Annotated in this window: 22 protein-coding genes; 17 read left to right on the top strand and 5 right to left on the bottom strand. The window is 46.3% G+C overall.

The features are described 5' to 3' along the window. The first annotated feature begins 8 nt into the window (after positions 1-8). From yqiS to ACFPTP_RS09645, 11 genes are all read left to right on the top strand, one after another. On the top strand, positions 9-917 hold the full coding sequence (yqiS, locus tag ACFPTP_RS09695) for a phosphate butyryltransferase (RefSeq protein ID WP_381444044.1): 909 nt from the start codon (positions 9-11) through the stop codon (positions 915-917). 30 nt (positions 918-947) lie between these two features. After that, entirely contained in the window at positions 948-2,045 is a 1,098-nt protein-coding gene (locus tag ACFPTP_RS09690) for a Leu/Phe/Val dehydrogenase (RefSeq protein ID WP_381444041.1), read from the top strand. A gap of 52 nt (positions 2,046-2,097) precedes the next feature. Continuing rightward, the gene (buk, locus tag ACFPTP_RS09685; RefSeq protein ID WP_381444038.1) at positions 2,098-3,180 is read left to right on the top strand and encodes a butyrate kinase; all 1,083 of its coding nucleotides are present in this window, start codon (positions 2,098-2,100) and stop codon (positions 3,178-3,180) included. 30 nt (positions 3,181-3,210) lie between these two features. After that, entirely contained in the window at positions 3,211-4,638 is a 1,428-nt protein-coding gene (gene lpdA / locus ACFPTP_RS09680) for a dihydrolipoyl dehydrogenase (RefSeq protein ID WP_381444036.1), read from the top strand. Positions 4,639-4,714: 76 nt separating this feature from the next. Continuing rightward, positions 4,715-5,722, top strand: coding sequence for a thiamine pyrophosphate-dependent dehydrogenase E1 component subunit alpha (locus tag ACFPTP_RS09675; RefSeq protein ID WP_381444033.1), 1,008 nt, complete (start codon positions 4,715-4,717; stop codon positions 5,720-5,722). Continuing rightward, complete coding sequence (locus tag ACFPTP_RS09670) at positions 5,722-6,705, top strand: alpha-ketoacid dehydrogenase subunit beta (RefSeq protein ID WP_381444031.1); 984 nt, start codon at positions 5,722-5,724, stop codon at positions 6,703-6,705. The genes ACFPTP_RS09675 and ACFPTP_RS09670 overlap by 1 nt, the downstream gene beginning before the upstream one ends. 20 nt (positions 6,706-6,725) lie before the next feature. After that, positions 6,726-8,036, top strand: a complete 1,311-nt coding sequence (locus ACFPTP_RS09665; RefSeq protein WP_381444029.1) for a dihydrolipoamide acetyltransferase family protein — start codon at positions 6,726-6,728, stop codon at positions 8,034-8,036. A gap of 224 nt (positions 8,037-8,260) precedes the next feature. Further along, positions 8,261-9,934: a methylmalonyl-CoA mutase family protein gene (locus ACFPTP_RS09660; RefSeq protein WP_381444027.1), complete on the top strand. Its 1,674-nt coding sequence runs from the start codon at positions 8,261-8,263 to the stop codon at positions 9,932-9,934. After that, a complete protein-coding gene (scpA, locus tag ACFPTP_RS09655; protein WP_381444024.1) occupies positions 9,931-12,084 on the top strand; it encodes a methylmalonyl-CoA mutase in 2,154 nt (717 codons plus the stop codon). The genes ACFPTP_RS09660 and scpA overlap by 4 nt, the downstream gene beginning before the upstream one ends. Before the next feature lie 32 nt (positions 12,085-12,116). Beyond that, entirely contained in the window at positions 12,117-13,166 is a 1,050-nt protein-coding gene (gene meaB, locus ACFPTP_RS09650) for a methylmalonyl Co-A mutase-associated GTPase MeaB (RefSeq protein WP_381444240.1), read from the top strand. 85 nt (positions 13,167-13,251) lie between these two features. Further along, positions 13,252-13,692, top strand: a complete 441-nt coding sequence (locus tag ACFPTP_RS09645) for a BrxA/BrxB family bacilliredoxin (RefSeq protein ID WP_381444020.1) — start codon at positions 13,252-13,254, stop codon at positions 13,690-13,692. Positions 13,693-13,721: 29 nt separating this feature from the next. Here ACFPTP_RS09645 and prli42 read toward each other — a convergent pair whose 3' ends face one another. Then, positions 13,722-13,817, bottom strand: a complete 96-nt coding sequence (gene prli42 / locus ACFPTP_RS09640; RefSeq protein WP_381444018.1) for a stressosome-associated protein Prli42 — start codon at positions 13,815-13,817, stop codon at positions 13,722-13,724. Positions 13,818-13,931: 114 nt separating this feature from the next. Between prli42 and mce the strand changes: the two genes are divergently transcribed. The 6 genes from mce to rnz are packed head-to-tail and all read left to right on the top strand — an operon-like array spanning position 13,932 to position 19,718. After that, complete coding sequence (gene mce / locus ACFPTP_RS09635) at positions 13,932-14,351, top strand: methylmalonyl-CoA epimerase (protein ID WP_381444015.1); 420 nt, start codon at positions 13,932-13,934, stop codon at positions 14,349-14,351. Continuing rightward, positions 14,338-15,885 carry an acyl-CoA carboxylase subunit beta gene (locus ACFPTP_RS09630; protein ID WP_381444012.1) on the top strand — a complete coding sequence of 516 codons (1,548 nt, stop codon included), beginning with the start codon at positions 14,338-14,340 and terminating at the stop codon, positions 15,883-15,885. Before mce ends, ACFPTP_RS09630 begins: the two co-directional genes overlap by 14 nt. 27 nt (positions 15,886-15,912) lie before the next feature. After that, entirely contained in the window at positions 15,913-17,040 is a 1,128-nt protein-coding gene (locus ACFPTP_RS09625) for a M20/M25/M40 family metallo-hydrolase (RefSeq protein ID WP_381444010.1), read from the top strand. Between the two features lie 3 nt (positions 17,041-17,043). After that, positions 17,044-17,520 (top strand): chemotaxis protein CheW, encoded by a 477-nt coding sequence (locus ACFPTP_RS09620; RefSeq protein WP_381444007.1) that lies wholly within the window; start codon positions 17,044-17,046, stop codon positions 17,518-17,520. 59 nt (positions 17,521-17,579) lie between these two features. Beyond that, entirely contained in the window at positions 17,580-18,770 is a 1,191-nt protein-coding gene (locus tag ACFPTP_RS09615; RefSeq protein ID WP_381444004.1) for a DNA polymerase IV, read from the top strand. A gap of 9 nt (positions 18,771-18,779) precedes the next feature. Next, positions 18,780-19,718 carry a ribonuclease Z gene (gene rnz / locus ACFPTP_RS09610; RefSeq protein ID WP_381444002.1) on the top strand — a complete coding sequence of 313 codons (939 nt, stop codon included), beginning with the start codon at positions 18,780-18,782 and terminating at the stop codon, positions 19,716-19,718. Positions 19,719-19,761: 43 nt separating this feature from the next. Here the strand turns inward: rnz and namA are convergent, their stop codons facing one another. The 4 genes from namA to ACFPTP_RS09590 all read right to left on the bottom strand — a co-directional run bounded on the left by namA (position 19,762) and on the right by ACFPTP_RS09590 (position 24,206). Further along, on the bottom strand, positions 19,762-20,781 hold the full coding sequence (gene namA / locus ACFPTP_RS09605) for an NADPH dehydrogenase NamA (RefSeq protein ID WP_381443999.1): 1,020 nt from the start codon (positions 20,779-20,781) through the stop codon (positions 19,762-19,764). Positions 20,782-20,806: 25 nt separating this feature from the next. Continuing rightward, complete coding sequence (proC, locus tag ACFPTP_RS09600) at positions 20,807-21,616, bottom strand: pyrroline-5-carboxylate reductase (RefSeq protein ID WP_381443997.1); 810 nt, start codon at positions 21,614-21,616, stop codon at positions 20,807-20,809. A 310-nt stretch (positions 21,617-21,926) separates the two neighbouring features. Further along, a complete protein-coding gene (locus ACFPTP_RS09595; protein ID WP_381443995.1) occupies positions 21,927-23,045 on the bottom strand; it encodes a hypothetical protein in 1,119 nt (372 codons plus the stop codon). Between the two features lie 18 nt (positions 23,046-23,063). Further along, a complete protein-coding gene (locus ACFPTP_RS09590; RefSeq protein ID WP_381443993.1) occupies positions 23,064-24,206 on the bottom strand; it encodes an SPFH domain-containing protein in 1,143 nt (380 codons plus the stop codon). Between the last annotated feature and the right edge of the window lie 16 nt (positions 24,207-24,222).

Below are 24,222 nucleotides of genomic sequence, written 5' to 3'. Positions count from 1 at the left end.
CTGCTGAAATGTCGACACTGGACGCTTTAGTTGAAAGAACGGCTGCTTCCGGAACGCAAGTCGTATCCGTGGCATGCGCTGCGGATTCGGAAGTGTTAGAGGCAGTGGAAATGTCAATTATGAAAGGAATTGCATCTTTTCTTCTATTTGATGATGAAGAAAAAATGCATCGGACGATAAAAGAACACTTCCCTGAACTGGAAGGACATCCTTTTATCACACTATTTCATACTAACAGCAAGGAAGAGGCAGCGGAAAAATCCGTACGCGCCGTTTCAAGCGGGCATGCGCAAGTGCTGATGAAAGGCAACCTGCCGACTGCAGTCATCCTGAAAGCTGTATTGAACGGCGAGTATGGGTTACGGACAGGTAAAGTCCTCTCCCATGTAGCGGCTTTTGAAGTGGAAGGCTATGATCGGTTGCTTTTTGTGACGGACGCTGGCATGAACATCGCTCCGAACTTGGAAGAGAAAGCACAAATCATAAGGAATTCGGTTGCAGCAGCAAATGCGTGCGGCGTCGACATGCCAATTGTTGCTCCGCTTGCAGCAATCGAGACGATTAATCCGGTGATGACGCCGACTACGGATGCTGCATCGCTTGTCGTCATGAATCAAAGAGGGCAAATAACGAATTGCATCATTGACGGCCCACTTGCGTTGGATAATGCGGTGTCCATCGATTCCGCAAGGCATAAAGGGATAACGAGCGAAACTGCCGGACTTGCGGACATCCTCGTAGTGCCTTCAATCGAGGCAGGTAATATCTTATATAAATCGCTTATGTACTTTGCGAAAGCGAAGGTCGGCGGAATCATACAAGGTGCAAGTGCACCGATCGTATTGACATCGCGATCTGATAGTGCAGAAACTAAGCTTTATTCATTGGCGTTAGCCATCCAAACATCCAAAAACTAAAACGGACTTTTCCGGAGGAGGAACTACATCATGGAAATTTTTAAATATATGGAAACTCACGATTACGAACAACTGGTCATTTGTCAGGACAAAACTTCAGGGTTGAAGGCAATCATCGCAATCCACGATACGACACTCGGACCTGCACTAGGCGGTACACGGATGTGGACGTATGCAAGTGAAGAGGAAGCGATCGAGGATGCACTCCGTCTGGCGAAAGGCATGACGTATAAAAACGCGGCGGCTGGGCTGGATCTAGGCGGCGGAAAGACAGTCATCATCGGCAACCCAAAAACGGATAAAAATGACGAGATGTTCCGTGCGTTCGGACGCTTCATCGAAGGATTGAACGGAAGATATATTACTGCCGAAGACGTGGGCACGACAGAAGCGGATATGGACTTGATTCATTTGGAAACGGATTATGTAACCGGCGTATCAGCGGAGTTCGGATCTTCGGGCAACCCTTCACCAGTGACGGCATTTGGCGTTTATAAAGGAATGAAAGCAGCTGCAAAAGAAGCATTCGGCAGCGACTCCCTAGAAGGCAAAATTGTCGCTGTACAGGGCGTTGGCAACGTCGCTTACACGCTTTGCGAATACTTGCATGAAGAAGGCGCAAAGCTGATTGTCACGGATATTAATAAAGAAGCGGTTCAACGTGCGGTTGATGCGTTTGGTGCAACTGCTGTCGAGACGGACGAAATCTATTCACAAGACGCAGATATTTTCGCACCTTGTGCATTAGGCGCCATCATCAACGATGAAACGATCCCTCAATTGAAAGTGAAAGTGATTGCAGGATCAGCGAATAACCAATTGAAAAATCCAGAGCACGGAGATACGATCCATGAAATGGGCATCGTCTATGCACCTGACTACGTCATCAACTCTGGCGGCGTTATCAATGTGGCAGATGAACTAGCAGGTTATAACCGGGAACGTGCATTGAAACGCGTCGCTGGAATTTACGATACGATTGAAAAGATTTTTGCGATTTCCAAGCGTGACAATATCCCGTCCTATGTCGCAGCGGACCGTCTAGCTGAAGAACGTATTGCCAGAGTTGCGAAATCACGCGGCCAGTTCCTGCAAAATGAAAAAAGCGTCCTTTCTCGCAAAAAATAAAACATCATAGAAAATCATTAGTTTACAGGTGCCGATCGAGAGGAGGATGGCCGTGCAAAAGAAAAGTTACCGGATTCTCATTATCAATCCCGGATCTACATCAACGAAAATCGGTGTGTACGCTAATGATCAGATCATTTTTGAGGACACATTGAGGCATCAAGCGGATAAAATTGCACTATACGCTTCTGTCATCGATCAATACGATTTCCGGAAAGACGCCATCCTCTCCTCTTTGGAAACTTGCGGCATTCAGCCGTCGGATTTGGATGCCGTCTGTGGAAGAGGAGGATTGCTCCGACCCATTTCGGGCGGTACATATATCGTCAATGAAGCGATGCTCAACGACTTGGAAAAAGGTTTTTCCGGACAGCACGCTTCTAATCTTGGCGGCATCCTTGCACATGAGATTGCTTCTGAAGTGAATATCCCTGCATTCATCGTCGACCCTGTAGTCGTCGATGAAATGCAGCCGATAGCCCGAATTTCAGGGTTTGCACCAATAAGCAGAAAATCGATTTTTCACGCTCTCAATCAGAAAGCGGTTGCCAGAAGATATGCGAAGCAAGTGGGCAAAGGTTATGAGGATCTCCGTTTAATCGTCACACATATGGGAGGCGGCATTACGGTCGGGGCTCACTGCCAGGGCAAGGTAATTGATGTCAATAATGGCTTGCATGGCGACGGGCCATTCAGTCCCGAACGTTCCGGAACTGTCCCGATTGGCGAGTTGGTCGATCTATGTTATTCAGGTACGTATTACCGGAAAGAAATCATGGCGAAATTGGTCGGGCAAGGCGGACTTGTCGGCTATTTAGGCACGAACGATGCTGTCACTGTTGAAAAAAGGATAGAAGCCGGTGATGAAGAGGCGGCTTTAGTCTATGAAGCAATGGCATATCAAGTTGCAAAAGAAATCGGAAGCGCCGCTACAGTGCTAGAAGGCAAGGTCGATGCGATTTTATTGACTGGCGGTCTCGCATACGGCAAGGAATATGTGGAGATGATTAAAAAACGTGTCGGATGGATTTCCGAGGTTATCATTTATCCAGGTGAAGACGAATTGCAAGCCCTTGCTGAAGGCGCTCTGCGAGTCATGAACGGAGAAGAGCAAGCAAAAACCTATCCGGCTTGATGGATAGCGAATAGGAGGCCATGAATACTTATGGCGAACGAATACGATGTAGTGATTTTAGGCGGAGGGACCGGCGGATACGTTGCCGCAATAAGAGCCGCACAATTGGGACTTAAGACAGCACTCGTTGAAAAAGATGCACTCGGCGGGACTTGTTTGCATAGAGGCTGCATTCCAAGCAAAGCCTTATTGAAAAGTGCGGAAGTTTATCAAATGACGAAAAATGAAGCAGCCCATTTCGGTGTCGATACGAGCGGCGCCTCATTGAATTTCGCGCGTGTCCAAGCAAGGAAAGAAGAAATTGTTCAACAGTTGCACAAAGGTGTCATCGGATTGATGAAAAAAGGGAAAATTGATGTCTACGAAGGCTATGGCCGCATGTTAGGTCCGTCAATCTTCAGCCCGATGCCAGGGACGATTTCCGTTGAAATGAATAACGGAGAAGAAAATGAAATGCTAATCCTGAAAAACCTTATCATCGCAACTGGTTCCAGACCTCGCACGTTACCCGGATTGGAAATTGATGAACAGCAAGTTCTTTCCTCGGATGGTGCTTTACAAATGACCGAACTTCCGAAATCAATGCTCATTGTCGGTGGCGGCGTCATTGGAATTGAATGGGCTTCGATGCTGAATGATTTCGGGGTCGATGTCACGGTGATCGAATATGCAGATCGGATCATCCCTACGGAAGATGAAGACATTTCAAAAGAAATGAAAAAGCTGCTGTCGAAAAAGGGAATTACGTTCGTAACAGGAGCGAAAGTGGCGGCGGACAGTCTTTCAAAAACGGAGGACTCTGTCTCGATTTCTGCTGACGTTTCAGGTGAAATGAAGGAATTCACTGCTGAAAAGATGCTTGTTTCGGTAGGACGGCAAGCTAATGTTGAAGGAATTGGCATTGAAAACACGGAAATTCAAATTGAAAACGGTTTTATTCAGACGAGGCCGACATTCCAGACGAAAGAAAATCACATTTACGCAATTGGTGATTGTATAGGTGGACTTCAGCTGGCACATGTGGCATCCCATGAAGGAATCGCTGCAGTGGAACATATCGCCGGACACATGACAGAACCAATCAATTATACGAACATTTCCCGATGCATCTATTCAAGTCCCGAAGCCGCAAGTGTCGGTCTAACGGAAGTTCAGGCTAAAGAACAAGGATTTGACGTCAAAGTCGGCAAGTTCCCGTTTGCTGCAATCGGGAAAGCGCTTGTCAATGGCAATGCTGACGGGTTTGTCAAAATCATCGCCGAAAAAAAATCAAATGATATTTTAGGTGTCCATATGATTGGCGGGCATGTAACGGATTTGATCTCCGAAGCCGGTCTCGCAATGGTCCTTGACGCGACTCCATGGGAAGTGGCTTCAACAATCCATCCACATCCTTCGCTTTCTGAAGTGATGGGGGAAGCGTCCCTTGCAGTTGATGGTATTGCAATTCATATGTAATATAACTAATCGGCATCGGCTGTCCGTGTGAATGGAACACCGATCCTTTGATTTGGAAAAGAAGGGGGTTTCAAACATGACTAAATCACGTCATGAAGAGCTGGGATTGACGAATGAAGACGTATTGGAAATATATGAAACGATGGTTATGGCAAGACGTTTGGATGAGCGTATGTGGCTATTGAACCGTGCGGGTAAAATCCCGTTTGTCATTTCATGTCAAGGACAGGAGGCGGCCCAAGCTGGCGCTGCGTTTGCACTTGATAAGGAAAGAGATTGGATTGCACCTTATTACCGTGATATGGGCGTTGTCCTCCATTTTGGAATGACACCAAAGGAATTGATGCTTTCGGCATTCGCAAAAGCGGAAGACCCGAACTCGGGCGGCCGCCAAATGCCCGGTCACTTCGGACAACGGAAAAACCGCATTTTGACTGGGTCATCCCCAGTTACAACGCAACTTCCGCATGCGGTCGGCGTTGCATTAGCTGCGAAGATGAAAAATGAAGACTTCATCACATTCGTCACTTTAGGGGAAGGCTCTTCCAACCAAGGTGATTTCCATGAAGGGATGAACTTTGCAGGCGTCCATAAATTACCTACGGTCATTATGGTCGAAAACAATAAGTATGCCATTTCGGTGCCAGTTGAAAAACAGCTCGCTTGTGAAAATGTTTCCGATCGCGCTATCGGATACGGAATGCCGGGTGTAACTGTAGACGGGACAGATCCGCTTGAAGTATACAGGGTAGTGAAGGAAGCTGCTGATCGCGCGCGCAATGGGGAAGGTCCAAGCCTTGTTGAAACAATCTGCTATCGATTGACAGCCCACTCTTCAGACGACGATCATCGTCTTTATAGGGATCCTGAGGAGCTTGAAAACGAAAGAAAGCTCGATCCGATTCCTAAGTTTGCTTCTTATTTACGCGAAGCAGGCGTCATCGATGAAGCATATGAAAAAGAAATGGAAGAACGTATCATGGCAATCGTCAATGAAGCGACTGACTATGCCGAAAAAGCACCATACGCAGAACCAGAATATGCGCTTCGCCATGTTTATAAAGAAGAAGGGGGGAACGAATAATGGCCGTCATTTCGTATATTGATGCAATTACACTTGCCATGAAAGAAGAGATGGAAAGAGACGAAAATGTATTCGTTCTTGGAGAAGACGTTGGAAGGAAAGGCGGCGTTTTTAAAGCGACTACCGGCCTTTACGATCAATTCGGTGAATATCGCGCACTCGATACGCCGCTTGCTGAATCCGCAATCGCCGGCGTTGGGATCGGAGCCGCAATGTATGGCATGCGTCCAATCGCTGAAATGCAATTTGCGGATTTCATTATGCCAGCTGTGAACCAAATCGTATCTGAAGCTGCAAAAATCCGTTATCGATCCAATAATGACTGGTCTTGTCCGATCGTGATCCGTGCTCCGTTCGGCGGCGGAATCCACGGCGCTTTATATCATTCCCAATCAGTCGAGTCCATGTTCGCAAGCACACCAGGCTTGAAAATCGTCATTCCTTCGACTCCTTATGATGCAAAAGGGTTGTTGAAAGCGGCGATCCGTGATGATGATCCGGTTCTATTCTTCGAACATAAACGTGCATACCGATTGATCAAAGGGGAAGTGCCTGAAGAGGAATACGTATTGCCTATCGGAAAAGCGGACGTGAAGCGTGAAGGGGATGATATTACAATTATCACTTACGGGCTTTGTGTACACTTCGCTTTACAGGCGGCGGAAAGATTGGCTGAGGATGGAATTTCCACTCATATCCTAGACTTGCGCACCGTTTATCCGTTAGATAAAGAAGCGATCATTGAAGCGGCTTCGAAAACGGGGAAAGTGTTGCTCGTCACGGAGGACAATTTGGAAGGCAGCATCATGAGTGAAGTATCTGCAATTATTGCAGAAAACTGCCTATTCGATCTTGATGCACCGATTAGGCGTCTTGCGGGTCCGGATATCCCGGCAATGCCATACGCGCCTACGATGGAGAAATTCTTCATGGTCAACCCGGATAAAGTTGAAAAAGCTGCACGTGAACTCGCAGAATTTTAATTGGAAAGGAGGGTTATGATATGACAATCGAAAAAATCGAAATGCCGAAGCTTGGAGAAAGTGTTACTGAGGGAACGATTGAAAAGTGGTTAGTAAAGCCGGGTGACACTGTCAATAAGTACGACCCTTTGGCAGAAGTGAATACGGATAAAGTAACTGCTGAAATACCGTCCTCATTTGCTGGAACGATAAAGGAAATCATCGTACAGGAAGGTGAAACCGTAGAAGTTGGAATCGTCGTCTGTACGATTGAAACGGAAGGCGGCACGGAAGCACCTGTGGAAGCTGTTCCTGCAAAAGAAGAACCGGCTAATGAAATGCCTGCAGCAGGCTCACAAAAACCTGCAGCGCCGATTAAACGTGAAGCAGGAGCAGCGCGTTACTCTCCAGCGGTCATGCGGATGGCGCAAGAAAATAATATTGACCTTTCACTTGTCCAGGGTTCAGGTAAAGAAGGACGCATCACACGTAAAGATCTCCAAAGAATTATTGATAGCGGTGAAATTCCAACTGCGGAAACGGTGCAAATCGAACAGGCGCCGAAAAATGTTGAACAGCAAACATCTGCTCCTGTACAAAGTGCACCTGCAAGCAAGCCGGCGGAACCAGCATCAGTTCCAACTGCCGCGGGTGATATCGAAATTCCGATTACGGGAGTGCGACGTGCAATAGCGACGAATATGCTTCGTTCTAAACACGAAGCGCCTCACGCGTGGACGATGATTGAAGTGGATGTAACGAATCTTGTCCAGTACCGTGACTCCTTGAAAAATGATTTCAAGCAGAAGGAAGGCTTCAATCTCACATACTTCGCGTTCTTCGTGAAGGCGGTATCCCAAGCCTTAAAAGAATTCCCGATGATGAATTCAATGTGGGCGGGGGATAAGATCATCCAGAAAAAAGATATCAACATCTCCATCGCAGTAGCTACCGAAGATGCCCTTTATGTGCCGGTCATTAAACATGCCGACGAAAAAACAATTAAAGGCATCGGCCGCGACATCAATGAGCTAGCATCCAAAGTGCGTTCTGGCAAGCTGAAGTCCGATGAGATGCAAGGCGGGACATTCACCGTCAATAACACAGGTTCATTCGGTTCGGTCCAATCGATGGGTATTATCAACTACCCACAAGCAGCAATCCTGCAAGTCGAATCGATCGTCAAGCGCCCTGTTGTCATGAACGGCGGTATGATCGCAGTCCGTGACATGGTAAACCTCTGTCTATCACTCGACCATCGCGTGCTTGATGGTTTAGTGGCTGGCCGTTTCCTTGCACGGGTCAAGGAAATCCTTGAGAACATTTCAGCAGACAACACATCTGTTTATTGATGAAATGCATGGCTGTCCCTCTAGTAAAGAGGGGCGGCTTTTTCTTTTCGGGATTCCAATCGACTTGATCTACGCCCCTTTTGCGCTTTCAAACAGTTGGCCAGTCAGGTAAACTAGAAGTAGTTGAAGAAGTATTTGATGTATTTCCATTTTTAAGGTTGGCCCAGTCGGAGAAGTCCCAGTGAAGCCGACCGCGCATGCTCAATACGAAAGGAGCAACCAAGTTGACAATTGATAATATGAAAAAAACGACCTTTGAAAAAGCGGATTTCAATCAATGGAAAGAACTTGCTGTTAATTCCCTGAGAGGGAAACCGTATGAAGCATTAACAACGAAAACATTAGAAGGCATAGATCTTCAGCCGCTTTATTATGAAAGGAAAGCTTTTGATGGCGCTTCCGTAGTTCGATCGTCTAAACGGAATGCAGGATGGATCATTGCGCAACAGACGATAGCTAGTGACGGAGCAGACTACATAGAACAATTGGAGGAATCGATCGAAAAAGGGAATGAAGCCATTGTGTATGATGGTGAACATCCATTCAACTGGACTGATGACCAGCTGCAAAAATTATCTTCATTCATAGCAAAATTCCCTGTATTTTATTTCAACGTACGTAAAGATGACGCAATTTTAAGGGCATTCGATTTTGTACATCATGAAGTTCGGGAGTCAGTAACAGGAATCATACAGGTGGCTGATTGGACTGTTCCTGTCGGTTATAACAACATCCGGACTGCAGGTGCGGACTTATGGAAAGCGCATCATGACGGAGCTGATGCGGTAACTGAACTAGCGATTGCATTGTCCGAAGCCTCACGGATCGCTTCAAGTTCCGAAAGCTTCCAAGCATTTGCAGACAACTTTTTCGTCCGCCTTCCAATTGACACACATTTTTTCATGGAAATCGCTAAGCTGCGGGCATTCCGTGTGTTATGGCAAGCATTCGCACAAGCCTATGGTGTCAACGAGCCCCCATTTATTCCGGTGTTTGCTGTTACATCTTTGCGTTCTTTTTCAAAGCTGGATCCGAACGTCAACATGCTTCGGGCAGGGAATGAAACATTTGCCGCTATTTTAGGGGGAGCCGATGTTATACAAGCGCATCCGCATAATATACTGACCGGTCCAAATGCGAGTTCAATACGGAATAGCCGAAATATGCAACTAGTCTTAAAAGAAGAAGCACATGTGGAAAAAGTTCTTGATCCGGCAGGAGGTTCTTATTTTATTGAACAACTGACGGAAGAGCTTGTCGAAAAGTCCTGGAAGCTGTTTTTGGAAATTGAGAGCAAGGGCGGTATCAATCCATTCCTTGCAAGCGGCCGATTGGAGGAAAACTTCTTAAAACTTCAAAACGAGATTGCTACCGGTAAACGGTCGCTTATCGGTACGAATGTGTACGCTGAGCTTACTTCGACGAACTTTGATGAATGGGGTGGTATTAATCAAATCGCTCGTTTGTCTGAACCTTTTGAAAAACTCCGTCAATCATTCAGTGAAAATCAACCGAAAACGGTACTATTGACATTCGGCAAATTGAAAGACTTTAAGCCTCGTGCGGATTTCGTAACTAGTTTCCTGGCTTCCGGCGGGATTAAGAGCAGTTGGAGCCCTGCTTTCGAAAATGTTGAGCAGGCAGTCGAATGGCTGGATACTGAAAAGCCCGATTACGCAATTGTCTGCGGCAAAGATGAGATTGTATCGGCTGAAATGGAAAGTCTCCTTGAAAAGCTGCCGGCGGATATCATGCTGGACGTGGCGGGGAAAATCGACCAAAATACAATGCACAAATGGAAGCAACTCGGCCTTAACGGTATGATTTTCAATCGCCAGAACAAAATAGAGAAATTGCAGAGCGTACTGACTTCGTGGCAGGGAGGGACCCGGGAATGAATAAACCTGACTTCAATAAAGTTGATATAAGCAAACTGAACACAGCTGTAAATCCTTCCGGTAACGAAACGCCTTTTCTAACGAATGAGGGTATTTCGATCAAATCAAGCTACACAACTAAAGATGTAGAAGGCATTGCTCATTTGAATGACATGCCGGGTATCGCCCCGAATACGAGAGGTCCATACCCGACAATGTACGTCGCGCGACCATGGACTGTCCGTCAATATGCCGGTTTCTCAACGGCAGAAGAGAGTAATGCGTTTTATAGAAGGAACTTGGCGATGGGGCAGAAGGGACTTTCGGTAGCGTTTGACCTGGCGACACACCGTGGTTATGATTCCGATCATCCCCGTGTGACAGGAGACGTTGGAAAAGCAGGAGTCGCAATCGATTCCGTTGAAGACATGAAAATCCTTTTCGACGGTATACCGCTTGACCAAATGTCCGTATCAATGACGATGAATGGCGCTGTTTTGCCAATCATGGCTTTTTACATTGTTGCGGCGGAGGAACAGGGTGTGTCCCCTGAGCAGCTTGCGGGCACGATTCAAAACGATATTTTAAAAGAATATATGGTGCGGAACACATACATTTTTCCGCCGGAAATGTCGATGCGCATCATCGCCGACATTTTTGAGTACACATCCAAAAACATGCCGAAATTCAACTCCATTTCAATTTCGGGTTACCATATGCAGGAAGCGGGGGCAACGGCGGATATCGAGCTTGCATACACATTGGCAGATGGGCTTGAGTATGTTCGTACCGGCTTGAAGGCAGGCATCGACATTGATTCATTTGCGCCGCGTCTGTCGTTCTTTTGGGCAATCGGCATGAATTATTTCATGGAAATTGCAAAAATGAGGGCGGCGCGAAAGATCTGGGCACAAATGATGCAGTCCTTCAATCCGTCCAACCCTAAATCTCTTGCATTGCGTACGCATTCCCAGACGTCAGGATGGAGTTTGACGGAGCAGGATCCTTTCAACAATGTGACGCGAACATTGGTTGAAGCGAATGCAGCCGCTATGGGCCATACACAGTCTTTGCATACAAATGCGCTCGATGAAGCGATTGCGTTGCCGACGGATTTCTCGGCAAGGATTGCCCGGAACACGCAATTGTTCTTGCAAGAAGAAACGAATATGACGAAGACAATCGATCCGTGGGGCGGCTCTTATTATGTCGAAAGGCTGACCGCCGATCTTATGGAAAAAGCATGGGAACTGATCGAGGAAATCGAAGACTTGGGCGGAATGGCGAAGGCGATTGAAACCGGTTTGCCGAAGATGAAGATCGAAGAAGCTGCTGCCAAGCGCCAAGCGAAAATCGATTCCCGTTCGGAAACGATCGTAGGTGTGAATAAGTATAGGCTTGAAAAGGAAGAGCCTATCGATATATTGGAAATTGACAATACAGTTGTACGCCAAAAACAGATCGATCGCATCCAACACATGAAAAGTATGCGGGATGAAATGAAGGTTACTGCGGCTTTGGAAGAGTTGACTGAGGCGGCACGCAACGGAAATGGAAATCTCCTGGCGTTATCCGTGAATGCTGCCAGGGCAAGGGCAACAATAGGTGAAATATCCGACGCAATCGAGAAAGTGTCAGGGAGGCATAAAGCGGTGATTCGTTCTGTGAGCGGTGTCTACAGCTCCAACTTCTCCAACGCGGAAGAGATTGAAGAAGTGAAGGCGATGGCAGACGAGTTTTTGGACAATGAAGGCAGACGCCCCCGCATTCTTATCGCTAAGATGGGGCAGGACGGCCATGACCGAGGAGCGAAAGTAATTGCATCCTCATTTGCTGATTTAGGATTTGATGTGGATATCGGTCCTTTATTCCAGACTCCAGAAGAGACAGCTTTGCAGGCGGCGGAAAATGATGTCCATGTCATCGGTGTCAGTTCGCTTGCCGCGGGGCATAAAACACTCGTTCCGGCATTGCGCGATGAGCTTTCGAAAATTGGAAGGGCAGACATTCTGATCGTTGTCGGCGGAGTCATTCCTGCACAGGATTATAATTTCCTCAGGGAGAATGGCGCGACGGCGATTTTTGGCCCTGGGACAGTCATACCAGTCGCTGCACAGAAAGTGATAGAGGACATTTACAGAGCTCTCGGTTACGAGGAAGTGACGGAGTGAACAAGAAGAAACGTTTACAGGATGACAGTGCAATGCATGTAATGAACGGCATTGAGTCACGGCATGATGGAATGGTTGCCCCTAAACGCAAAAGATTTGTGAAGAAAGAAAAGACGATCGACATCGATGGAATGTACGAGGAAATCAGCAAAGGATCGAGGCTGTATCTTTCCAAAGCGATCACACTATTGGAAAGCCGGGCAGTTCAAGATCAGAAAGCAGGACAGGAGTTGCTGCGCAAGCTGTTGCCGAAAGCGGGGAATAGCATTCGGATCGGCGTGACAGGGGTCCCTGGCGCTGGGAAGAGCACTTTCATCGAATCGTTCGGCCTCCAATTAGCGGAAGCGGGACATAAGGTGTCTGTGCTCGCCATCGATCCTAGTTCAACGGTGACAGGCGGAAGCATTTTGGGAGATAAGACGAGAATGGAGGCGCTAGCGAAACATCCGAACGCCTTTATCCGGCCTTCGCCTTCATCGGGGACACTTGGCGGCGTTCATAAAAAGACTCGCGAAACGATGCTGCTTTGCGAAGCTGCAGGCTATGACATCATCCTGATTGAAACGGTTGGGGTCGGTCAAAGTGAAACCGTTGTAAGAGGAATGGTCGATTTCTTCATGCTGCTCGTTTTGACGGGTGCGGGGGATGAGCTGCAAGGCATGAAAAAAGGAATCATGGAGCTTGCAGATTGCATGATCGTGCATAAGGCAGATGGTGACAATTTAAAGCTTGCGAAAAAAACGGTTAGGGAATACCGCCAACTTCTCCATTTCCTACAACCCGCAACACCTGGCTGGACAACGACAGCGCTGCCCGTATCATCGCTCGAACGTACCGGCTTTGAAACGGTGTGGGAAACAATCACAGAGTTCCGTAAACAAATGGAAGCAAGCGGCGTCTGGCATGAACGTAGGCAGTCCCAGACGAAAGATTGGTTCCATTCGATGATAAGGGATCGGTTGATCGATAGTTTCTTTTCACAGCAAGGGAAAAAAGAGCTCGTAGTGGAACTTGAAAAACAATTGCTCACCGGTGAAATGACAGTTGCCGGCGCTGTAGATTCCATTCTTCCGATGGAATGAAAAAACCAATCTTTTAATCCGCTTTTTTGCAAGTGTAACAACCAACTGCTATGATGAAAATATATTTTGAAAGGGGCCAATTCGAATGACTATGGATTTTAATTTCTATATGGAAGATATTACGAAGCAAGCGCGGTCAGAAATGGAAGCAAGCGGCTATGAACAGTTGACAACACCGGAGGAAGTGGAAGCGGCATTTAAACGCCCGGGAACGACTCTTGTCATGGTGAACTCCGTTTGTGGTTGTGCAGGAGGCATTGCTCGTCCTGCTGCAGCACATGCTATCCATTATGATAAACGACCTGACCATCTTGTCACTGTGTTTGCAGGACAAGACAAGGAAGCGACTGCATACGCACGCATGATATTCGGTGAAGATCATCTGCCTTCGTCCCCATCCTTTGCATTATTGAAAGATGGAAAGCTTGTTGCTGAAGTGGGCCGCTATGAGATTGAAGGTCATGACCCAATGTCAGTTGTAACCAACTTGCAAGGCCAATTTGAAGAGCATTGTGAGGAAATATAAAAAACAGTCCACCAAGGACTGTTTTTTTCTTATAAAAATACGCTTAAACCAATAAGGACACTTGAAGCGACCATAGCCGCAATCATTAGATAGACGACAATTTTCTGCACTTTTTTATTGCTCATCGGGCTAATCTCCTCACCGTTATAGATACTTCCATTTTAACAGATTCCTTAAAATTCTCAAGATGTAGCGGATTTAATTAGAAAACGTTACAATGGATTGAAGGAGGCGTTCAAATGAAAAAAGTGGATCATATCGGAATTGCCATTAAAGATTTGAATAATGCTCTGCCCTATTACATAGAAACGTTAGGATTGAAATTAATTGGAATCGAAGAGGTTGAAAGTCAAAAAGTGAAAGTGGCTTTCATTGATGCAGGAAATTGTAAGATCGAGCTCCTTGAGCCGATCGGAGAAGACTGTGCGATTGCTAAATTCCTTGAAAAACGGGGAGAAGGCATCCATCATATTGCTTTCGGTGTTTCTGATATCCGGACGCGGATGAAAGAGTTAAAGGAAAAAGGCGTTCAATTGCTGCAAGATGAACCAAAACTAGGAGCAGGCGGTGCTCAAGTGGCCTTCATGCATCCGAAGTCATCTTTCGGAGTGCTGTACGAACTATGTGACAAAGGGGATAAGCCGAATGGACATTTATGATAAAATCAATGAATTATACGATAGAAAAAGAGAAATTGAACTTGGCGGGGGAGACGACCGGATTGCCAAGCAGCATGAAAAAGGGAAATTGACAGCAAGGGAGCGAATCAATCTTTTGCTCGATGAAGGCACTTTTGTCGAATTGAATCCTTTCGTCATACATAGGACACGCGATTTTGGCATGGACAAGCAAATCGGACCAGGCGACGGCGTCGTAACAGGATATGGAAAGATCGATGGACGTCCGGTCTATTTATTCTCACAGGATTTCACCGTTTTTGGCGGGGCACTAGGGGAAATGCATGCAATGAAGATTGCGAATGTCATGGACTTGGCCGCAAAAAATGGCGCACCTTTCATTGGCTTGAATGATTCGGGCGGTGCACGTATTCAAGAAGGGGTCGTATCACTGGATGGATACGGCGAAATCTTCTATCGCAATGCAATTTATTCAGGGGTCATTCCGCAAATTTCCGTCATTTTAGGGCCATGTGCAGGTGGGGCGGTCTATTCTCCTGCAATCACTGATTTCGTGTTCATGACAGATGAAACAAGCCAAATGTTCATTACAGGACCGAAAGTTATTGAAACGGTGACAGGAGAAAAAATTTCATCCGAAGATTTAGGTGGATCGAAAGTACATAATTCCATTAGCGGGAACGCACACTTCCGCGGAAAAGACGAGAAGACTGTATTGGAGCAAGTGCGAAATCTCCTTTCCTATCTTCCGCAAAACAATGAAGAAAAGGCCCCTATCCTTGAAGGAAGATTTGAAGAGGACTATCGAAACGATCTGGCGGATGTCGTGCCATTTGAGACGATACGGCCTTATGATGTGCGCAAAGTCATCGAACAAGTCGTCGATGAAAATTCGTTCCTCGAAGTGCAGGCAGAATTCGCCAAGAATGCGGTTGTCGGTTTCGCCAGAATGAAAGGCGAATCTGTCGGGTTAATATGCAATCAACCAAGAGTGATGGCAGGCGGATTGGATATTAATTCATCAGATAAGATTGCCCGATTTATCAGAACTTGTGATTCATTCAATATCCCGCTTATCACGTTTGAAGATGTCACCGGATTCTTCCCGGGCGTGAAGCAGGAGCACGGGGGCATCATCCGTCATGGCGCGAAGATCTTGTATGCCTATTCGGAAGCGACAGTCCCTAAAATTACAGTCATTTTACGAAAAGCATTCGGCGGAGCCTATGTCGCATTGAACTCTAAAGCGATCGGCGCGGACGTTGTCTATGCATGGCCGAACGCTGAAATAGCCGTCATGGGGGCTGAAGGGGCAGCCAATATCATTTTTGCCCGTGAAATCGCCAATAGCGATGATCCGGATTCGACAAGAGCGGAAAAAATCGAAGAATATCGTGCGAAGTTTGCTAACCCGTATGTTGCCGCTTCCCACGGGATGGTTGATGACGTCATCGATCCAAGGGAGACAAGAATTAAACTGTTGCAGGCACTTGAAATGATGAGGAATAAGCAAGAGACGAGACCGAAGAAAAAACATGGAAACATTCCATTGTAAGGTATTAAAACGAAGGAGCGATGCATTGTGAATGCACAGCGGTTATTGGATGAATTTTTTGAGCTTGTACAGATTGATTCAGAAACGAAGCATGAAGAAGGTATTGTCACTGTATTGAAGGAGAAAATGGAGAATCTCGGGTTCACAGTTGTTGAAGATGACTCCAAAGAAGTGACTGGACATGGTGCCGGCAACCTTATCGCAACATTGAAAGGTACAGTCGATGGCGCGGATCCGATTTACTTTACATGCCATATGGATACAGTCGTTCCCGGAAAAGGAATCAAACCTGAATTGCGTGATGACGGATATATTTATTCGGACGGAACAACAATTTTAGGAGCGGACGATAAGGCAGGGATTGCGGCTTTATTTGAAATGGCAAGAGTGTTAAAGGAAGAAGGCACGCCACATGGAGATATTCAATTCATCATTACGGCGGGAGAAGAAAGTGGACTTGTCGGCGCAAAAGCGATGGACGCGGCGCTATTGAAAGCGAAATATGGCTATGCTGTCGATAGTGATGGGAAAGTTGGTGGGATTGTTACAGCGGCCCCTTACCAGGCTAAGCTTTGGACAACTATCCATGGTAAGACAGCCCATGCAGGAGTTGCACCTGAAAAGGGAGTTTCGGCAATCAATATTGCTGCAAAATCAATCGCCGCGATGACACTGGGACGAATTGATTCGGAAACGACAGCAAACATCGGCCATTTCGAAGGTGGACAAGCGACAAATATCGTCTGTGATGAAGTCCATATTTTAGCGGAAGCCCGTTCCATCAATTCCGATAAGCTTGAAAAACAAACTGCCCATATGGTGGAAACGTTTGAAAAAACGGCAGCTGCGATGGGCGGTAAAGCGGAAACGGAAGTGAAGCTCATGTATCCGGGCTTCAGCTTCGGGGAAGACACGGAAGTCGTCCAAACGGCTATGGAAGCGATCCGTAATGTCGGCAGAGAACCCGAACTCATGACGAGCGGGGGCGGAAGCGACGGCAACGTGTTCAATGGGATGGGTGTTCCAACCGTGACATTGTCGGTCGGATATGAGGAAATCCATACGAAAAATGAACGCATGCCAGTGGAAGAATTGAATAAGCTCACTGAATTATTAATTGAAATCGTACGCGTTGTGGCGACGAAGGGGGCTTAAGACATGAATGACATGAAAGCGGTTATCATTCAATGCGGTCAAGAGGAATATGCTTTGCCAGTTGATACGGTCGTCTCGATTGAAAAACTGGAACGGGTGAACCCAATTCCACATTTGCCTGATTATATGCTGGGCTTGATGAAAATCAGAGGAGAATTGGTCCCGATATTGGATTTTCAGCAAATCCTTTACGGCAACTCTGCCAAAGACGACATGAATGCAAGGGTCGTTGTCGTGCAAACCGAAAATTTATTTATTGGTTTGCTTGTTCTTGATGCGAAGGAGATTTTGGATATCCCTGAAAGCAAATTGACGTCATCAGGCTTGATGGCATATTCGAGAACCCCTTATTTTAAGACTGTCGCTAACCTGGAAGATCGGATGATCACCGTTGTCGATGCTGAAATCCTTTCACGGACTTTGACTGGCATGGATGAAATCGGTGAATATGTGCATACACAGCGAATGCAGGAAAAATGAAAGAGAACCGGATGGGTCCATCCATCCGGTTTTTCAATGAAGCAATGGAGGTGAGGTGAATGACTACCGACCGGGAACGACAGCCAAGAGTCATCCTTCATCTTGATATGAATAGTTTTTTCGCTTCCGTTGAGCAGGCCCATGATCCAAAATTGAAAGGGATACCGATGGCTGTTGCTGGAAATCCTAAAGAACGGAGGGGCATACTCGTCACTTGCTCATACGAGGCAAGAGCGCTTGGCATTTACACGACAATGCCTGTCGGCGAAGCGAAAAGGATTTGCCCCAATCTCGTCATCGTGCCGCCCGACCATGAAAAATACCGGGTTGCTTCTAACGCCGTCTTCACGATTTTGAGATTATACACCGATCTTGTCGAGCCCGTCTCAATCGATGAAGCATATATTGACATTACAAATATCGGCGGCTTGACGAATGCCAGGCAAATTGCAGAGCATATGCAACAGCGGATCCTGCATGAATTGGACTTGCCTTGCTCCATCGGAATTGCACCGAATAAATTTTTAGCAAAGACCGCTTCTGATATGAAGAAACCGATGGGCATCACGATTTTGCGAAAAAGGCAAGTGCCCGATATTTTGTGGCCGCTGCCCGTCATTGAAATGCACGGAATCGGAAAAAGCACTGAAAAACGATTGAATGAAATCGGTATTTCCACGATTGGGGATTTGGCGATAGCTGATGAATCTTTAATAAAGAACACATTGGGCAAAAACGGCATTAGACTCCGGAACCGGGCGAATGGCGTTGATTACAGGCCGGTGGATCCTGATGCAGCAGAAGAAAGGAAAAGCGTCGGCAGCTCTACAACATTGCCAATCGACGAAACGGAGCTTTCTGCCTGTCTCGAGGTGTTCAAGCAGTTGTCGGAAAAAGTTGCCCAAAGATTGGACAGAAGACAACTTGCGGGAAATGTTATTATGATTCAGATCCGTACGTCTGATTGGCGAAACCAGACGCGAAGCAGGACACTCATCAATCCGCTTTATAAAGCCCCGGATTTATATAAAGAAGCGGCAGCTCTTTTCAAACAGCATTGGGATGGAGATCCAATCAGGCTATTAGGAATTACAGTATCGAATGTCATTCCGATAAATGAGTTGAATGAACAATTATCGTTTGACAGCTTTGAGAGGTACGCCAAAGAAGCGAAAATGGATGAACTTGTAACAGAACTTGAGAAGAAATTCGGTCCGAATTCCGTCAAACGAGGACTTGGAGAAAGGTAGGCGAACATAATGGAGTTATTTTTCTTAGGCACAGGTGCCGGCATGCCATCCAAACAACGCAACACATCGTCGCTGATCCTCAACCTATCCGCGGAACAGATGGGCTATTGGATGTTTGATTGCGGAGAAGCGACGCAGCATCAACTGCTGAGAACGTCCATCAAACCTCGTAAAATCAATAAGATTTTCATCACACATCTACATGGCGACCACATTTTCGGATTGCCAGGCTTCCTCGGATCGCGTTCCTTTTTAGGCGGGGATGAAGAATTAACTATTTACGGTCCAGTTGGCATAAAGGAATGGATCATGACATCGCTTCGTTTAACGAAAACACACCTGACATATCCTTTGAAGATAGAGGAGATTCAAGAAGGCAGCATTTTTGAAGATGACCGGTTCAAAGTGTCAGCAAAAGAACTTGAGCATGTCATCGAATGTTTCGGATTCAGAGTTGAACAAAAGCCTCTGCCTGGCAAGCTTCTTGTAGATAAAGCATTCGAAGCGGGTGTGCCAAAAGGACCTTTGCTTAAAAGGTTAAAAGACGGGGAAGACATTGAGCTTGCCGATGGGCGAATCGTTTACAGCAAAGACGTAACGGGCGATGCGCAAAAAGGATTTACGGTTGCTATTCTCGGGGATACCAAATACTGTTCAGCTGCTATTGAATTGGCGGATGAAGCAGACATCCTAATTCATGAAGCTACTTTTGATAACGAAACCGGAGACCTTGCGAAAGACTATGGCCATTCAACGGTAGGCGATGCAGCGCAAACAGCGAAAGGGGCAAATGTGAAAGCACTAATTGCAAATCATATTAGCGCAAGGTTCATGCCAGGGGATATTACGAGCCTTAAGGAACAAGGAAGGGCTATTTTCCCGAACATCCATATTGCAGAAGACTTCAGCCATTTTGAATGGAAAAATGAACAGTTGATAAAGAAATAAGCTGCCGCCGTCATTATCGACAAGCGGCAGCTTTATATGTTCATTAAAAGATCCATCCTCGATCATATTGCTTAGGTGGATCGATTGTCACACCTAATTCCTTCGCGGCAGAATATGCCCAATATGGATTACGGAGCAATTCCCTTGCTAACAGTACGACATCCGCCCGGCCGTTCTTCAAAATTTCCTCAGCCTGCAAACCTGTCGTGATCAATCCGACTGCACCCGTTGCAATACCGGACTCTTTTCGAATCTGCTCGGCGAAAGGCACTTGATAGCCCGGAAACGCATCGATTTTTGCAGGGACAACCGCGCCTGAACTGACATCGATCAGGTCAACATCCTGTGATTTCATCCAATTCACCATTTCAATGTATTGAGACGTCGTCATCCCGCCATCCGAATAATCCTCCGCAGAAATCCGCACGAACAATGGACCCTCCCACACAGAACGGACAGCATCGATAATTTCGCGCAAAATACGATACCTATTTTCCGAAGGGCCTCCATATTCGTCTTCTCTTTTATTTGCAAGCGGCGTTAGGAATTCATTGATCAAATAACCATGGGCGGCATGCAGCTCAAGACAATCAAACCCGGCTTTTTTCGCCCGGATAGCGCCTTGCTTGAAAGCGTCAACTGTCTCCCGGATTTCCGCAAGCGACATTTCAACGGGCGTTTTATATTGTTCATTGAAACGGATAGCGCTTGGCGCGTAAATATCACCTTCCACCGTTGCCTTTCTGCCTGCATGCGCTAGCTGGATGCCAGCCTTCGCACCATGCTGTTTCATCAAACGAACGATTTCAGAAAGTCCTTCTACATGGTCATCGCTCCAAATACCAAGGTCCCGATCCGATATACGGCCTTCCGGCAATACAGCGGTCGCCTCCACGATGATCAGTCCGACTTGCCCGACAGCTCGTGTGGCATAATGGATCTTATGCCAATCCTCAACTTTTCCGTTCAAGTTGTGGCTAGAATACATGCACATTGGTGCCATGACAATCCTGTTTTTCATTTCCATTCCACGAATTGTATAAGGTTTAAATAACTTTGCCAATACAATAACCCCCTAATCTTATCAATCAAGACAAAGCTCCCAGTTCTCTGGAACGCCTTTCCGCGCTATTGATGCACTCTTGAATCGTCTCTTTAAATAGCCGACTTTCAAGTGCCTTCAATCCGGCTTCCGTTGTGCCGCCGGGGCTTGTCACGTTCTTTCTTAACAGTTCAGGTTCTTCACCGGTTTGGCGTAACATTGCGGCAGCTCCTTCGAATGTCTGGATGATCAGCTCGCGTGCGACATCATTGGAGAGCCCCCTTGCAATTGCAGCTTCTTCCAAAGCTTCTACCATAAAATAAATATAAGCAGGTCCGCTGCCGGATAAAGCCGTCACTGTATGCAACTCATCTTCTTGGACCTCTTTTACAACCCCGATGGATGACAACAGATCCAAAATCTGTTTCCTCAACGTTGAATCCACTAAATCATTCATCGAAACACCGCTTGCAGATTTTCCGATCGTTGCAGAAGTATTTGGCATGGAACGGGCGATAGGGCGTTTGCCAAGACCTTTTTCAATCGTTTCCATTGAAACACCTGCAATGACGGATAATACAGCTGCATCGTCATTCAGAAACCTAGTGATATCACGCATCGCCTCCTTGATATCCTTCGGTTTTGTCGCCAACACAATAAGGTCCGCCTCCCGCAAAGCGATCCGCTCTTGACAAACGAGTGAAATCCCATACGTTTTCTGCATGAAGGAAAGCCGCTCATCATCTGATTTATTCATCAGATAAACATCTTTGGCCTGCATGACTTCATTATTCAGTATACCAGCAATAATCGCCTCTGCCATTGAACCGGCTCCTACGAACACAATCGTACCCATCCTCATCCGTCCTTTCTTGTAAATAAAAAAAGCGCTTCCGTCCCGAAAAATCAGGACGAAAACGCATGTTTCCGCGGTACCACCTAAATTTGCCGGAATCTGTCCGGCACAACTTACTAGCTTTCGTAACGTGAAAGGGACGGCCATGTTTCCATGGCAGCTCGGAAGCAGGTTCGGGGCAGGAGTGGGATAGCGGCTTTCAGTCGGTGGCCGCATTTCCTGTTTCCTTCACTGTCCGTACTCGTCTTCTTCAATGCTTAGTATTGTAAATTATAGTGATTATTGCACGTTGTCAGATAAAAGTCAATGATTATAGTACATCTTGGAATAGATAAACAATGCCGGCGACAAGGGCTATCATGAGAATGGTGAACATCACTTTCCACACACTGATCGGGGCTTTGCCGCTTACTTTTCCAGTCTGCCCATTCACTAGGAAGCGGTAAATTTTATTGTTGAAGGCAAAGGAGGATATCCATAGCGGCAATAATATATGCTTGAATGTTATGCCATCATAGGACGTATCCACATTCACGATTTGTACTTCATCGCCCGTTTCCTTTCGTAAGATGCCATTCCGTATCCGTTGATCGATAATACCTCGCGCTGAATACCAGCCCTCTTTCAATGGGATCGAATAACGTTCTGCGAGGAAGCCTGATAAATATTCAGTTCGATAATCAAGTAAACCGTCAAGTTGGAAGGGCTCGACTTTGTCAATCAAACCGGAAGCGACATTTCGTGATGCCTTAACCAATACATCATCAAAAAATTTATTATATCTACCGTATTCGGTGCGCCATCTAATTTTCCTGACTTGTTCCGTAACTTGCTCCGTCTTTCCATCGCGGTGGACAGTTCTTGTTTCCATGACATAATAATATGTGCCTATCCTGACCGTATAGGCAGATTTTGTATGAGAGTCGAATGTCCAATAGGGGATATAAGCCCCGCTGATTTTTTTCAGTTCATGATCCTTTTTTAATCTGGAAGGCGCGAAATATCGTTTGGAAATCCATTTTTTGAATTTCTCAACAGCCTGTTCTTTCGAAATTTGAAAGGGAAGCACCAAAGCGGGCTTGATACCTGCATCATGCTGAGTGACCGCGATATGAGATGAGCCGCAAAAGGCACAGAAATCTGCCACCTTATCATTATCCAACAAGGTTTCTGCACCACAGTTCTCACATTTGAATACACGTTTTTCATTGCTCCAACTATGGTCCGCTTGATCCAATGCCTCTAAATAATCATGTTCGGTCGTATTCTCACGGGTTGCTTCAATTTCCACTTCAGTTCCGCAGAAAGGGCATTTCAAGCCTCGGGTAACAGGATCATATACTGTATTTCCTCCGCAAGAACTGCATTGATTCACTTCTGTTTCTTCAATGATTCCATCTTCAACGAATTCATTATCCACATTCGTCATCCCGTCACCCCGTTACGTTCAGCCATCAAGGCCCTCTCCGCAATCTCCGCAGAACTTTGCAGTCGGGCCATTAACTGCTCCGCATCCAGTACATTTTTTCTCCGTTATTTGTTTGGCGCCGCATTCTCCGCAGAATTTCGATCCTTCATTAATTTCCGCTTGGCAATTGACACAAGGAACTTTCTTCTTCTGAACAGAATTTCCGCACTCCGGGCAGAATTTTGCTGTTGCCCGAATTTGCGCTTGGCAGTGTGGGCAAACGATTTTAGCCGGTTCGGCTGAAGGGGCTGTCTGCTGTTGATTCGCACTGAAAGCCCCTGCCATCGCATTTCCGATGGCGGCGCCAGCTCCGATACCGGCTCCGGTTGCTGCCATACCTCCGCCTTCATTTCTTGCAGCATCGCGGATCGCCTCAGCCGCCTGGTATTGGGTGTATGTGTTCATATTTCCCAGGACGCCCATCGTCGTCCGCTTGTCCATTGCCTCCTCGACTTCTTTTGGAAGCGACAAGTTTTCAATATAGAGGGAAGTAATATCGAAGCCGAATTCGGCGAAACGCTCTTTCATCTTCTCTCTTCCTTGCAGACTTAGTTCGTCATAATACATCGCAAGGTCTAATGCAGGGATTTGTGATTCTGCAAACAGATCTGTCAAGCCGGATAGAATCATCTTCTTCAAATGATTTTCAATGCTGCTCGTGTCATAAGAACTGTTTGTTCCAAATAGTTCCCTCAAGAAAACAGCAGCATCGGAAACCTTATATGAATAAATGCCGTAGCCACGCAACCGTATCATTCCGAAATCCGCATCACGCATCATAATCGGATTGGAAGTTCCCCATTTTTGGTTAATGAATTGCTTGGTATTCACAAAGTAGACTTCTGCCTTGAATGGAGAATTGAATCCGGTTTTCCAGGATTTCAGCTTCGTCAATATAGGCATATTTTGCGTATAAAGGACATGGTGTCCAGGAGTGAACACATCGGCAATTTCTCCTTCATTCACGAAGACGGCGACTTGTGACTCGCGGACGATAAGACTCGCGCCCATTTTTATTTCATTGTTTTGTACCGGAAAACGGTATACCATCGTATTGGAATTTTGGTCTGTCCATTCAATGACTTCGATGAATTGACTTTTGAAAAAATTGAATATCCCCATATTCATCCCCCTCAAA

The sequence above is a fragment of the Sporosarcina koreensis genome, from assembly GCF_042655825.1.
GTDB lineage: Bacteria > Bacillota > Bacilli > Bacillales_A > Planococcaceae > Sporosarcina > Sporosarcina koreensis.
The sequence above is the reverse complement of the archived record's forward strand: the minus strand, read 5'-3'. Positions and strand labels throughout refer to the sequence as shown.

Excerpts from the sequence above, each read along its gene's own strand:
- yqiS (WP_381444044.1), top strand. The coding sequence starts at position 9 with ATGTCGACACTGGACGCTTTAGTTGAAAGAACGGCTGCTTCCGGAACG.
- ACFPTP_RS09690 (WP_381444041.1), top strand. The coding sequence starts at position 948 with ATGGAAATTTTTAAATATATGGAAACTCACGATTACGAACAACTGGTC.
- lpdA (WP_381444036.1), top strand. The coding sequence starts at position 3,211 with ATGGCGAACGAATACGATGTAGTGATTTTAGGCGGAGGGACCGGCGGA.
- ACFPTP_RS09675 (WP_381444033.1), top strand. The coding sequence starts at position 4,715 with ATGACTAAATCACGTCATGAAGAGCTGGGATTGACGAATGAAGACGTA.
- ACFPTP_RS09670 (WP_381444031.1), top strand. The coding sequence starts at position 5,722 with ATGGCCGTCATTTCGTATATTGATGCAATTACACTTGCCATGAAAGAA.
- ACFPTP_RS09665 (WP_381444029.1), top strand. The coding sequence starts at position 6,726 with ATGACAATCGAAAAAATCGAAATGCCGAAGCTTGGAGAAAGTGTTACT.
- scpA (WP_381444024.1), top strand. The coding sequence starts at position 9,931 with ATGAATAAACCTGACTTCAATAAAGTTGATATAAGCAAACTGAACACA.
- meaB (WP_381444240.1), top strand. The coding sequence starts at position 12,117 with ATGCATGTAATGAACGGCATTGAGTCACGGCATGATGGAATGGTTGCC.
- ACFPTP_RS09645 (WP_381444020.1), top strand. The coding sequence starts at position 13,252 with ATGACTATGGATTTTAATTTCTATATGGAAGATATTACGAAGCAAGCG.
- prli42 (WP_381444018.1), bottom strand. The coding sequence starts at position 13,817 with ATGAGCAATAAAAAAGTGCAGAAAATTGTCGTCTATCTAATGATTGCG.
- mce (WP_381444015.1), top strand. The coding sequence starts at position 13,932 with ATGAAAAAAGTGGATCATATCGGAATTGCCATTAAAGATTTGAATAAT.
- ACFPTP_RS09630 (WP_381444012.1), top strand. The coding sequence starts at position 14,338 with ATGGACATTTATGATAAAATCAATGAATTATACGATAGAAAAAGAGAA.
- ACFPTP_RS09620 (WP_381444007.1), top strand. The coding sequence starts at position 17,044 with ATGAATGACATGAAAGCGGTTATCATTCAATGCGGTCAAGAGGAATAT.
- ACFPTP_RS09615 (WP_381444004.1), top strand. The coding sequence starts at position 17,580 with ATGACTACCGACCGGGAACGACAGCCAAGAGTCATCCTTCATCTTGAT.
- rnz (WP_381444002.1), top strand. The coding sequence starts at position 18,780 with ATGGAGTTATTTTTCTTAGGCACAGGTGCCGGCATGCCATCCAAACAA.
- proC (WP_381443997.1), bottom strand. The coding sequence starts at position 21,616 with ATGGGTACGATTGTGTTCGTAGGAGCCGGTTCAATGGCAGAGGCGATT.
- ACFPTP_RS09595 (WP_381443995.1), bottom strand. The coding sequence starts at position 23,045 with ATGACGAATGTGGATAATGAATTCGTTGAAGATGGAATCATTGAAGAA.
- ACFPTP_RS09590 (WP_381443993.1), bottom strand. The coding sequence starts at position 24,206 with ATGGGGATATTCAATTTTTTCAAAAGTCAATTCATCGAAGTCATTGAA.